The sequence below is a fragment of the Methanomicrobium mobile BP genome (genome assembly GCF_000711215.1).
Classification (GTDB): domain Archaea; phylum Halobacteriota; class Methanomicrobia; order Methanomicrobiales; family Methanomicrobiaceae; genus Methanomicrobium; species Methanomicrobium mobile.
In genome coordinates this window covers 191,591-204,337 of record NZ_JOMF01000005.1, presented here as the reverse complement: position 1 = coordinate 204,337, position 12,747 = coordinate 191,591, and the positions used below count along the sequence as shown (strand labels likewise).

The 12,747-nt window shown below is 48.2% G+C and carries 11 protein-coding genes; 6 read left to right on the top strand and 5 right to left on the bottom strand.

Annotated features, from left to right (window positions below; genetic code table 11):
- Positions 1-157 precede the first annotated feature (157 nt).
- Positions 158-1,105: a DUF128 domain-containing protein gene (locus T502_RS03305; protein ID WP_042705687.1), complete on the top strand. Its 948-nt coding sequence runs from the start codon at positions 158-160 to the stop codon at positions 1,103-1,105.
- A gap of 14 nt (positions 1,106-1,119) precedes the next feature.
- On the opposite strand, the gene T502_RS03300 is transcribed toward T502_RS03305, so the two are convergent.
- On the bottom strand, positions 1,120-1,866 hold the full coding sequence (locus T502_RS03300) for a DUF128 domain-containing protein (protein WP_042705686.1): 747 nt from the start codon (positions 1,864-1,866) through the stop codon (positions 1,120-1,122).
- A gap of 123 nt (positions 1,867-1,989) precedes the next feature.
- Here T502_RS03300 and T502_RS03295 point away from each other — a divergent pair, with 123 nt between their 5' ends.
- Positions 1,990-2,727 (top strand): DUF169 domain-containing protein, encoded by a 738-nt coding sequence (locus T502_RS03295; RefSeq protein WP_042705685.1) that lies wholly within the window; start codon positions 1,990-1,992, stop codon positions 2,725-2,727.
- A gap of 445 nt (positions 2,728-3,172) precedes the next feature.
- Here T502_RS03295 and T502_RS03290 read toward each other — a convergent pair whose 3' ends face one another.
- Positions 3,173-3,925, bottom strand: coding sequence for a MarR family transcriptional regulator (locus T502_RS03290; RefSeq protein WP_042705684.1), 753 nt, complete (start codon positions 3,923-3,925; stop codon positions 3,173-3,175).
- 563 nt (positions 3,926-4,488) lie between these two features.
- Entirely contained in the window at positions 4,489-5,610 is a 1,122-nt protein-coding gene (locus T502_RS03285; protein ID WP_084173006.1) for an AI-2E family transporter, read from the bottom strand.
- Positions 5,611-5,797: 187 nt separating this feature from the next.
- Between T502_RS03285 and T502_RS03280 the strand changes: the two genes are divergently transcribed.
- The 4 genes from T502_RS03280 (at position 5,798) to T502_RS03265 (ending at position 9,607) form a co-directional block, all read left to right on the top strand.
- The gene (locus T502_RS03280; RefSeq protein WP_052359120.1) at positions 5,798-7,153 is read left to right on the top strand and encodes an amidohydrolase family protein; all 1,356 of its coding nucleotides are present in this window, start codon (positions 5,798-5,800) and stop codon (positions 7,151-7,153) included.
- Between the two features lie 342 nt (positions 7,154-7,495).
- Positions 7,496-7,825 (top strand): DUF167 domain-containing protein, encoded by a 330-nt coding sequence (locus tag T502_RS03275; protein WP_042705683.1) that lies wholly within the window; start codon positions 7,496-7,498, stop codon positions 7,823-7,825.
- 162 nt (positions 7,826-7,987) lie between these two features.
- Positions 7,988-9,244: a DNA primase DnaG gene (dnaG, locus tag T502_RS03270; RefSeq protein ID WP_042705845.1), complete on the top strand. Its 1,257-nt coding sequence runs from the start codon at positions 7,988-7,990 to the stop codon at positions 9,242-9,244.
- A gap of 57 nt (positions 9,245-9,301) precedes the next feature.
- A complete protein-coding gene (locus T502_RS03265) occupies positions 9,302-9,607 on the top strand; it encodes a UPF0058 family protein (RefSeq protein WP_042705682.1) in 306 nt (101 codons plus the stop codon).
- Positions 9,608-9,740: 133 nt separating this feature from the next.
- Here T502_RS03265 and T502_RS03260 read toward each other — a convergent pair whose 3' ends face one another.
- Together T502_RS03260 and tes are read right to left on the bottom strand one after the other, a co-directional pair.
- On the bottom strand, positions 9,741-10,538 hold the full coding sequence (locus T502_RS03260) for an ATP-grasp domain-containing protein (protein ID WP_042705681.1): 798 nt from the start codon (positions 10,536-10,538) through the stop codon (positions 9,741-9,743).
- 236 nt (positions 10,539-10,774) lie between these two features.
- Positions 10,775-12,295, bottom strand: coding sequence for a tetraether lipid synthase Tes (gene tes, locus T502_RS03255; RefSeq protein WP_042705680.1), 1,521 nt, complete (start codon positions 12,293-12,295; stop codon positions 10,775-10,777).
- Positions 12,296-12,747: the final 452 nt, after the last annotated feature.

Here is a 12,747-nt window from a genome sequence, read left to right as displayed (position 1 = left end):
TTCTTTTGATACATTTGCAGAATCCAAATCAACGATCTTTTCATATTCTCCATTCGCCGTTGCCGATTTATATTCGGGACGAACAGAAGTTATTATACGGAAACTGATACAATATTTAATAACTGCAATTGTGACATATCCCAAAGGTTGAGTAAAGATGAGCTTTATCAGATCGGAAAGAAAATGCGTTGAAATCCTGAGAATCCTGAAGGAGCATCAGGAACCCATAGGTGCAAAACGTCTCTCCGAGCTTATGTCCGAGCACGGATTCACCCTTACCGACAGGGCAGTCCAGTATTACCTCAGCTACCTCGACGAGATGGGATTCACGAAAAAAATCGGCAATCACGGTCGCGTTCTGACATCTGCGGGAATTGCCGAGACGGAAAGGGCACTCGTCGACGAAAGAATAGGATATGTCATCTCAAAACTCGAACGTCTGGCGTTCAAGAGCAATTTTAACCCCGAAACGGGAAAAGGCAATGTCGCCTACAACCTCTCATGTCTTCCGGAATCGCAGGTCGATGACGCAATCAGGGCTTTTGACGAGGTCATCAACGAAAAAATCAGCTTTTTTTCGTCGTATAAGATAATCGACGACGATCCACGCATTCCCGAAGGGCAGACGGGAATAATCACGGTCTGCAACATCACGATGGACGGCATTCTCCAGAATCACGGCATTCCCATAAAGATGACGTTCGGCGGCACCATGGCGGTCGCCGACCGAAAACCGACGGGATTCGTCAATCTTATAGGATACCGCGGAACCACGGTCGACCCGCTCATTCTGTTCATAAACGCAGGTCACACATCGATAGATAAGGTCATAAAGACAGGAAACGGCGTCGTCCTCGCAATCGTCAGAGAAGTCCCCGACGCCGCGGTGCCGACCGTAAACAACATAGCCGACGCAATGAAGGAATACGGGTTCATGTTCCCGATTGCAACCGGATCGGGAATCTACAATGTCAGAGCCGACCCCTACAGGACCTCAATCATCGCATACAGCGGCATGAATCTCATAGGTCATGCCGTGGAAAAAGGGCTTGATATCCGCACCGAACTCGGAGCGGGAAACATTCCGTTCTCTATTTTTGAATAAACGTATACAAATAATCAATAATCGGATATCAGCGAAAAATTCGAGATATCCATGAGACCTTTCATCGACTGGACCTCCGCCCATCTCCCCGTCTCTTTGAACGCGGCAATCGGATTTGTGCCGCCGATCATCGCTATACCCTGATAATTTGTATTGACGGGCACACCCAGAAGTTCGGTATTTGGGGCGCCGACATCGAGGACGCCCGTAAATCCTGCGGCAATAAGGTCGTCCAATACCTCAAAGACCGCGGATTCAGACTCCATATGGCATTCGCGGATATTGCCGGTGATTGTGCCGCTGCCGCTTTCGATTACGTCTCCGATAGATGTGCTTCCCTGCGAGATCATGACGGTTATGGGATCGACGGTCGTGTATTCATACTGTATAATGGCGGTAAAACGGCGAGGAATCAGTTTTTCCACTTCAACGAGACCGCCGCCGATGGGGTTGACGTTAATTCCCTTCTGATAGAGCAGAGAGTCAAGAATAAGACTGCACAACGTGCAGATTCCGCAGTAACCCTCGGGAATCGTAAAACCCTCAATCTTCGTTCCCGACGGCGCAAAAATAACCCTGTCGCTCACGCAAAGCCCGGTTGCGTATGCGTCCTTGAAGATCTTTATCGCCGATTCCGTGTCTTCCGATTTTATCAGCGAAAGATTGTATATGACCGACCCCGTGTTCTCAACGGGATTGTAGGTCATATCGAGGGCATTTTCTTCGATTTTGTGATTCAGAAATTTCAGGGGTCTCTGCATACTTATTCTATAGTTTTTGGATTTATACGTAAAAAAGTTATAGAATTGAGGGGCGCCGTCCTGGTCTCCGTCCGTGAAAGGTAAGTTCTATATTACGGCAGCACATATTTTAGCGTGATTAACATGAGTGACGAGATGAAAAAAGACCTTACCTATGCCGAACTTTCGGCGACTCTCAAAGAGATTCTCAATCTGGAAGCCTCGCCCGTCGCCGTCAAATTCGCAAAATCGCCGGAGGGCATCCCGCAGGGCATTCCCGAGATTGACGAAGTTACAAGGCATTGCCAGATGGTTGCCAAAGCCGGTCGCGAGGGTAAGATATTCTATGCTACCGCGGATAAACACTCCTGTGCGGGCGGAAGCTGGGCGCTCGGACTGAAAGGCATCACGCCTTCGCTTCAGAGCGGCGAATTCTACTTCAAACTGGGCAAATACAGTTCATGGGCGTCGTGCATGCGGACAATAAAGAGCGTTCCGCACTGCGAACTTATCGGATCGAACGACCCGCCGACCTACGCAACGGTCTATGCTCCGCTGGAAAAAACGCCGTTTTCGCCGAATGTCGTGATTATCACCGCAAAGCCGGTTATGATGCTGAAGCTTGCGCAGGCGATTGTCTATAAGTCCGGCGGCAGAATCAACTCCGAGTTCTCGGGTATTCAGTCGCTTTGCGCGGATGCCTGCGCACAGCCCTATCTCACGGGTAAGCCGAATATCTCGCTCGGATGCGACGGTTCAAGGAAGTTCTCCGGCATTGCCGATGAACTCATGGTCATGGGTATTCCGGGCGAGTGCCTTGAGGATATTGTCGAGGCACTCCCGATTGTCGCCAACGCACCGGGTTCAAAGACGAAGAAATAACCGTTTCTTCGTTTTACTTCATTCTCTTTTTTTTAAAGCCATTTTTAGGCAGGATACCGGCGGCTTGTCGGTATTTACCACGATTATTACTTTCGCACCGCACGCCGTTTGTATAAATACCGTGCAGTGCAATCTGTGATTGTGTAAGGGCATGAAACCGGACGATAGTCCGGAATGACGGCACCTGCACAAAGATCAAGACAGATCAACCATCACCAACAAATTATCGGCGAAAAATAAAAGACTCCTAAAAGTCTCATAAAAGACTCCCAAGAGACTCTCCGGATTAAAGAAAGTTTGAGAGATTTCGTAAATAATCCGGAATTATCGGGAATCAAAAAATTTCAGATAGAGTTCCTCAAAACCCCTTAATTTAATGAAATAATACATTTTTACAACCTTGCGGCGACAGAAACCATACCCTTCTGCCGCTTCCTTTACTCCGTTATTCTGTCGATTGAAACGCTTCCGTTACCGTTTCAAGCCGCTTTGCTTCCGTTGCCATGCTCTTGAGATATTTCTCGATTAATACACGCTCATCCGCGGCTTTAAACCACCCGATAATCCTCAATCCGAGCGCTGATACGAGAGGCTCGGGGGAGTCTATCGGGAATTCATGCATCATGTTCTCAAAGAGCGTCTCGGTAAATACTTCATGGACTTTTTCGGCGACGTCGAGTCTTGAGACTACTTCTCCGGTTACGTCATCGACGATACAGTATTTATTTGAGCGCACGGCAGCGAGATGCTTGTAGAGTGTCTGACCGCAGGTCTTGCTCTGAACGTAGATCAAAGAATTGATGAGCCAGCTTTTGCGGTTTAACTCGGCGTCGGTGAGTTTTTCGCTCAATACCCCGCGAAGAGCGCTGTAGATACATTCCGTGCAGATGTTGAGACTGCGCAGTTCCCTGAGGATTGCGACTTTTTTCGTCAGGGAACCCGTCGCCTCCTCGAACCTGCTCGAATTCAGCACGTATTCGCAGAATCCGAGTTCGGTAAGGACGATATTCTTCTTCTGCACGTTCTTAACGCTGCTGCTTATCTCGTATGTGAGGAGATATTTTTCCTGCATGTTCTTTACGAGGTTAAATACGGTGGACTGCGGTCTGTTCATCGATTTCGCCAGGCTGTAGACCGTATGCCTCTTCGGGGATTCGACTATGCAGTTTAAGATATCAAGTTCGCTTCTTTTCAACATGGCTGCTCGTCTGCTTACACCATAATATTACTTCCAAAATATTTGACAGTATTGGTCGGCAACTATTATATTATAAAATTTAAATAATATCAATAATTAATGATAGTATCTAAAAAATAAAAGATATTTTAAATATCTCTATTGAATAACCCTTAGAAAGAGTAACAAATACAGGTCAGAAAAGTCGCAACCCGAAGCAACAGAATGCCTAAAACAACCGCAAAAGACGCAATACCATCGAAAATACGGCAATAACGCAATATACTGCAAACAAAAACATGCAGATATACGGACTGCAGACCTAAAGATGAAGGATGGCAGAACAGCGGAAACATCAGCGGAAATGCCATGAGGCATTTTGGAACACATGAACGCACACACAGAGCACAATTGTGCGTAAAACAGCGGTGAGTAAATTAATCAAAAGCAATCTAAAGCAATTGAAATCAACCGAGATCAACCGAAGACAATCGAAGACATAGAGAATAATCTGAATGTTCTGCAAATCGGATTAATGACAAAAAAATAACAGAAACAAAAAAAGATATTTTTCGGATATCGGATTACTGTTCTTTATCTCCGGCAACGTCTTCGCCGGCATTTGCGGTCTTTGCACCCGCATCCTTTGCGTCATCTTCGGACTCGTCAAGTTTATAGTCGTCCATTCCGAGAATCGTCGGAATCCAACTGGTATTCTCGTTATACTTCAGCGCTATGAGAATCATTATCGTAATCGGAACCGAGAGCATCATGCCGATAGGACCGAGAATCCAGGTCCACAGGACAAGCGACAGAACCACAAGCAGCGGCGGCATGGAGAAATCGTTCGCCGCAAACTTCGAGAAGACGAGGTTTTCCACAACCGCATTAATTATACAGATGCCGATTATAACAACGACAGCACCCCAGATGCCGAGCTGAAGCCATGCCAGCACAACCGCGGGAACCGCGACTATAAGCAGACCGATATACGGTATATAACTGAGAATAATTGCCAGAACACCCAGGAAAATAGACAGATCGACACCCAGAACAAAGAGCATTCCGCCGAAAGCAGCACCGAGTACTACATTGGTCTTGGTCTTGACAACAAGCCACTTTATCATGCTGTTGCACATTTCCATATACTTCGAGTCGGTATTCTCATCGTTGCCGAAGACCTTCCTGATGCGCTTGGGCATCACGGGTATCTCCAGGAACAGGAAGGTGGTGATGACGAAGATAAAGAACGCGTTCATCATCAGCGAACTCGTGTCGCCGGCAAACTGCAGCACATATTTTGAGATACTGCCCCAATCGGGTTCGAAATCAGCCAGAGAAGGCAAATTAATGCCGAAATCACTTAAAAACAGATACAAATCCGCAATTCTCTCATAAAACAGTTCGCTGTATTTTCCGATATTGCCTATAAATACATTCAGAGAATAGACAATCAGCAGCAGAAAAGCCAATATGGTGGCGCCGTAAATTGCCATCACCGAAGATACGGCGCCGACATCGGAGAATCCGCGTTTCTTCAGGGAGTAATAAATAGGAGCACCGATCATTGTCAGAATCAGCGAGATGAAGATCATATTGAAGAGATATGCCGTCTGGTTCATCCCGATAAGAATAACCAACAACAACGCACCGTAGAGCAGATACCTGAGCAGTGCTTCGTGATTATAGATCATCTTGTCAGCCATAGTATTCCCATCATTATTCTTCCTGTCAGCATATCATTTTTTTCAAGTTCTCAAAATTCAAAGAAAGGAAATATTATTCAATGCGGCGAAATATGATTATTCATATCTGTTTGCGGTACGAATCACCGCAAACGACCCGAACGACCGGTCGTATTTCAGCGTAAACGGTCTTACCGGAAACGATAAAATGAAAAGGAACAATAAAACGGCATCAACCGGTTCGGTGTCGCTGGTCTTAAAGAATGTGAAGATGCCGGACGGCAGCGTCAGAGACATTACGGTCGCAGGCGGCGTCTGCACGGGAAACAAGCCCGTCGGCACGTCTTTGGACGGAGATGCGGAAACGGTCCTCGACTGCTCGAAATATATCTGCATACCCGCGGCTCTGGACATGCATGTGCATATGCGTGGCGGCGCTGTGCAGTCCCACAAGGAAACATGGGAGACGGGGACAAAGGCGGCTGTCGCCGGCGGAGTGGGCACGGTCGTCGACCAGCCGAACACAATCCCCGCAATCACCGACGGAGAAACGTTCGGAAAGCGCATGGACGAAGCCGCTGCGGGCGCATACTGTAATTTCGCGGTTAACGGCGGCGTCACTCCCGAATCAAAGTTTAAAGAGATGTATGATGCGGGGGCACTTGCGTTCGGAGAGACTTTCTACGCGGAATCGAGTTACGGCACGCCCGTGACGACGGATTTCTTAAAAACGGCATTTGCGGAGATAAAAGCCCTCGGTGCGACGGTCACGGTTCATGCCGAGGAAATATCTGCCGGAGATGACGTCGATCTCAAAGCCCATGACCTCCTGCGAAGTGCGGAAGGGGAGAGAAGAGCGGTTGAAAACATCCTCGCAATCGCACCCGAAGACCTCAGACTTCACCTCTGCCATCTTTCCGCGCCCGAATCCGTGAATGCCGTCATTGCCGCCGCAAAACAATACGGCGCCTCAACCCGCGCCCCTACCTTTGAGGTAATGCCGCATCATCTCCTGCTCTCGCGGGAGATGTTCGACCCCAAGGATGCGTTTGCAAAGGTAAATCCGCCGTTGCGCGACGAAAAGACGCGAAAAGCGCTCTTTGCCATGTGGGATTCCATCGATGTGATTGCATCCGATTCGGCGCCGCACACAATCGCGGAGAAGACGGAAAACACGTTCGGCAATGCACCATCGGGCATGCAGGGCGTAGGGACCATGATGCCGCTTCTGATGCGGCAGGTCGCGGAGAAGCGGATTACTCTCGATTCGCTCATAGAAAAGACCGTGCGTAAGCCCGCCGCGATTCTTAACCTCAGACCGTCGGGTTTCGCCGTCGGCGAACTCGCAGACTTTGCGCTCTATCCCAAAGACCTCGAAAGAGCGTCGGTGAAGATCTCCGCCGACAACCTCTGCGTCAAAGCGGGCTGGACACCCTATGAGGGCATGTCCGCCGTCTTCCCCGAGATTGTCATCGTAAACGGGGAGATTGCCTTCGATAACGGCGACTTCTTCAGGACGAATCCGCGCAAAGTTACCGGACGCGGCTACTCCGCCTCCCCCTAATTCCCCGCAAATGATTTTACCGTAGAATGACGAAACTGTATTGCCGATATTATGCGCATCGTTTTTATAGGTCCCGGATGATCTATCGGCATAGTTCTAGGTGTGATTCACGGGACAACGCGGGTGCGTTACAGGCAAATTAAATTATTCAAGCCCGGCTTTTGGGTATAACGGGTGAAGTTCGGCAAAATGCCGCTGATGATCCATGTTTGTTAATTCCGGGCGACATTATCGGAATAGAGACATCCATAGATTTTCGGAAGAATTTTGGGCAATTCATTTCGACAGGATTCTTTTCGACAGGATTTATTTCGGACAGGATTTCAGTATAACGGAGAAAGCATGGACATATCGGACGCGGTCTCGGAATACAAAAACTCGACGGCAATCACCCTTGACGTCACGGCAGGGAGCAAAAAGACCGTATTTCCGTCGGGCTACAACGAGTGGAGAAATGCCGTCCAGTGCAGGATCGGTGCACAGCCCATCGATGGAAAGGCAAACAAGGTCATCCTCTCGGCAGTTTCCGAATTCTTTAAAGTCCCTGTCGGCAATGTCTCGATAATATCGGGGACGACCTCATCCCTTAAACGCATTCAGGTCGACGGCATATCGGTCGCGGATGCAAAAACTCTTTTGAAAGACGCAATCGCAAAAGCGAAGCAGAATTAATCCCTTAACGACGCGGGCTGCGGCGGGCTACGATTATATATAATACAAAATACCATTAGTCAATTGCTGCCGCAGTAAGCAGGCGCACATTACATCATCATTATGACTTATTCCGCGGGATTACGCGGACATCACGGACAAAAATCACGGGAGGTCTTTTCCATTTACTCACAGGAAAGCACGAAATATCAGATAATAATCAGCTTTGAGACCGAAGGCATCGTAGAAAAATCCGATGTCATAGGGGCGATATTCGGACAGACCGAGGGTCTGCTCGGAGAGGAACTCGACCTGCGCGACCTTCAGAGATCGGGCAGGGTCGGGCGAATCGACGTAAAAACGGCAAGTAAGGGAGGAAACACAAAAGGCGAGATAGTAATCCATTCGTCGCTTGACAAGGCGGAGACCGCTCTTCTTGCGGCATCAATCGAGACAATCGAGCGCGTGGGTCCCTGCGCATCGCAGTTTCGTGTCGCAAAGGTAGAGGACAGCCGGATTGAGAAACGAAAAAAGCTCATCGACCGCGCCAAAGAGATTCTCATCATGTCCTTTGACGAGGGGCTCATCGACACAAACGACCTTATCGATGACGTAAGACAGCATTCGCGTATAGAGAAGATGGTCGAACTCGGCGAGGAGAAGGTTCCCGCAGGACCCAATGTCATGGACTCGGATGCAATCATCGTCGTCGAAGGTCGCGCCGATGTGATTAATCTCCTGAAATACGGCATCAAAAACGCCGTTGCCGTCGAAGGCACGAATATTCCGCAGACTATTGTGGACCTCTGCCGGACGAAGACTGCGACCGCTTTCGTCGACGGCGACAGGGGAGGCGACCTTATCTTAAGCGAACTCATCCAGGTCGCCGATATCGACTTTGTCGCCGTAAGCCCACGCGGAAGGAGCGTTGAGGACATGTCGCGCAAGGAGATAGTCAAACCTCTGCGCTACAAGGTGCCTCTGGAGGTAATCCTCGGCGCCAAGTGCCTCTCAAAGGACGGTGCACTCGATATCAGCGCATTTGCGCCGAACGGCAAAAACCGCGCCGCCGACGGGAAAGCCGCGGCTTCGGAGATTGTCATAGAATCCCCGAAAAATCCGATGGAGAACATAATCGGGCAGGCGACGCTGACGCCGTTTGAGAAGGAACTGCAGATGCAGATGAAAGAGATCAGAAAATCCGGCGTCATACGGTTTACGGACGGAAACGGCTCAATCTTAAACGAATTCCCGCAGGAAGAGATTGATGCGGCGTTTAAGAAAGCTTCCGCCGATGCGAAAGGGTTCATCTCGCCCATGCCGATAAATCAGAGTGTTCTGGACAGAATTTCGGCACTCGGGCTTGAATTTGCGGCATCGCCGGAGTTCTGCGGCATCGTCAGGAAACCCGTAGCGGTTCGTCTGATTACCGTTCCTTAAGATAGATTAAATTGGTTTGAAAAATAACACTGTTATCACATTTATAGAGCGATATTAATGCATAAAGAGGAATTAGTAGCACTTCATCAGTTCATGTATACCATCAAAGAGAACTTTGAGAAGGAGAATCCGTCCGCATCGTTCTCGGAGTACGAATCCCTGAAGGTAAAGCCGACTCAGGTTCACAAGAGCAAGATGGAGCATAAACATGCCATATTCGTTTTGGGTCAGGAGATAGCAAATGCAATGAAGGACATCGAGCCTTCCGCTTCCAAGAGAATTGCGGAGAGAATGCATGAACTTGCACTCAAGACCGAGAAAGAAATTGATGAAGAAGAACCCGAGAATGTCAGGTTCAGATAATTTTTCTATTTTTTTCAAAATTTTGATATTGGATTGTTGATTGATTGTTTTTATGGTTTTTAATTGTTTTTTGCAGTCTATAATTGCTTTTTAACGTTCGTTTTCCGTTATTTCGCTGCCCGCATTCCGGCATTCACATGTGCTTTTCGGTCTCGATGAGGTAATCCGCAAGTATCGAGGGTATCGGTGCCGTCATGCAATGCCAGTTCGGAGTGCCGTTTACCTCCAGAACCGTGTAACCGCCGTCCTCGAGCGGCAGCAGGTCGACGCCGCAGTAGTCGATGCCGATTGCCTTTGCCGCACGCGAGGCGATATCGCAGATCTCTTCGGGGATGACCTCAAGTGCCTCGCCGAATCCGCCCTGATGGATATTGTGGGCAAAGGAGTCCGAAGTCCTTCTGATTGCGCCGACCGCAACGCCGCCGACGACAAACACGCGGTAATCGCAGTTGTTTTTGACGTATTCCTGTATGTAATACGGCGAATCCTCTTTCAGCTCGCTCATGGATTTGAACGGATAAATGCCGTTGCCGTCGAAGCCGTAGACGGGTTTATAAACAACGGTGCCGTGCTTCTCGAGGAATTTCTCGACGCACTTCCTTGAACCCGTGAATATCGTATCCGGCGTCTTAACGCCGTTTTTAAGGAGTCTTGCCGTGGTCTGGGCTTTGCTTGCGCAGGCGGCAATCGCATCGGGCGAGTTTACGACGCGGTTGTTGAGATTGAGGGCACTTATGACCTCGAACTGCACGGCATCCTGTTTTATTCCGCAGACCCAGATGAGGTTGCCCTCAATCTCATTTGAGAAGGGATCTATCTCCGCAAGGTCAAGATAGGAGAATTTAACGCCTTTTTTCGTCAGCGCATCCGCAACCATTCCCGTGGAATTGTCATCGGGAGTGTCGGTCGGTTTTTTTACAATCAGAATCATGGTTCTCACAAATCCAAAAATCTCTGGATAATTTCGTAATTAACTAAACATCGTCAGAAAATATCATTATTGCGATTCAATCGCGGTAAACGCATTACGTCAGTCTGCAATCCGAAACGAAACGGATGCGAAAATAAAAAAAAGAAAATTAAGATTACTGTCTGATTTAATCAGTCTTTAATCAGTCTTTAATCAGTCTTTAATCAGTCTTTAATCAGTCTTTAATCAGTCTTTAATCAGTCCAGTTCCGCAAGTTCGTCCTGTTTTTCCATGGGTTTTGCATGTTTCTTCCAGACTTCCTCGCGGAAGACATGTCCCGAATTGTATGTACAGAACGGAATCAGCTTCAAATCGGGTGTTGCATAGTGAATGCAACAGCGTTTGACACGACTCACGTCGTAGTTGTAGTTATCCATGAAATGCATGGTTCCTATGAAAAGTGCATTCCAGTGGAACTCCTTCAGTGCCTGGAAATCCTGCTTGACAAGAGCCTGATAGAGCATCTTCCAGAACTTCGACGAATATGTGTCGTCGCTTGCGCCCTTAAGCGATTTGCGGAAACCCTTCAGACCCTCGACAAGTGCAACATACTTGTTCAGTATTTTCTTATCGGCATTGGTGTCGTCGAGCTTGTTTGCCATATGGTTGACGACCTCGAAGAACTTGTCGACATCTATCATCTTGTTTACGGGCGTCATCGTGCCGTCTTCGTTGATGAAGACATAGGTTGCCGCACCGCAGTGCTGGTGGCTCGTGAACTCAATCTGCGGCTTTCCGGTATATGCCTCGACGAGATGCGATATAGGAAGGACGCAGGGCACGGGGTAGAAATACTTCTGAAGGAGAACGCCGCCGGTCTGCTCCTCAATCCTCTTCGTGAGGTCGGGGATGGTGACACGCTCCTTTGCCACGTCGTCCTCGGATGCCGCACCGGTAAATGCAACGGGCTGGAAATTGATTCCTCTCACGACATCGACGTTTTCCTTTGCGAATCTGATAATGTCGCCGATCTGGTGGTCGTTCTTGCCGTTGATGATTGTCGGAACGAGGACAACACCCTGTTTGACCTCGCGGCAGTTATCGATTACCCTGCGGCTTATGTTTATGAGCGGATTCGTGTCCTTGGTAACGCCGTCGAAGTGCAGGTATATCGTCGAAAGGCGGGCATTCTTCAGGTCAGCCACGAGCTGCTTGTCGCGGGAAAGTTTGATACCGTTCGTTGCCAGCTGAATCTGTTTGAATCCGAGATCGTGAGCCGCCTGAACGATCTTTACAAGGTCGTCCCTCATCGTAGGCTCACCGCCGGAGAACTGAACCGCGGGAACGGCGCAGGGCTTCTGCGACCGCAGCATCTTCAGGATTTCTATGATCTCGTCATATGTGGGCTCATAGATATATCCGCATGCTCGCGCATTTGCGAAGCAGAACTCGCAGTTGAGATTGCAGCGGTTGGTAAGGTCTATATTTGCAAGTAGAGTGCCGGATTGATGGTTATTGCACAGTCCGCAGGCATGCGGGCATTTGTCCTCGGAGACATGAACCTGCGGATTTAACACGCCTTTTCCTACGGTGTCGTAAGCATCGAACTGCTTGTACATCTCCGCGTCAGACCAATAGAGACTCTTTTGAACGCCATGCTCGGGGCATGTTCTGACAATCCATATCTGGTTATCTTCCTCAATGATCTCGGCTGGGAGTACCGCGCCGCATTTTGGACAAAGACCTTTTGTTGTTTTCAATACCTTTGTTGCACTCATGTCTGAATATCTTATAATTTTATTTTTGATCACTATTAATGTTTTATAGTCTTGTTCGGCTTTTCTTTGAATGCCCCCGCAATTCATCAGACCGTCAGAATGCCGTAAGTCAGGCATTCACGCAATTATTTGTGGTTTTTTCCGCATCATTATCCGACAATCCGTGTCGAATAATTGTGTATATGGTCAAGGTTGAATATATAATTATTCAAAAATAAATATATATTATGTAATATTAAATTCCCGAGAAAAATTCGATATTATACACGACTGTACACGACTATATACGACAATTTCGGTCGCCATCCAATACACAAGCATCATAACTGTTTTGCGGGATACGGGAAAGATATTGCAGGTATTGCCGGTAGTGTCGGTATTTTCGATACTGTCGGAACTGCCGGCTTAATATTTTCGGTTTATGGTTGCAGGCATCATTATATATTCATTAA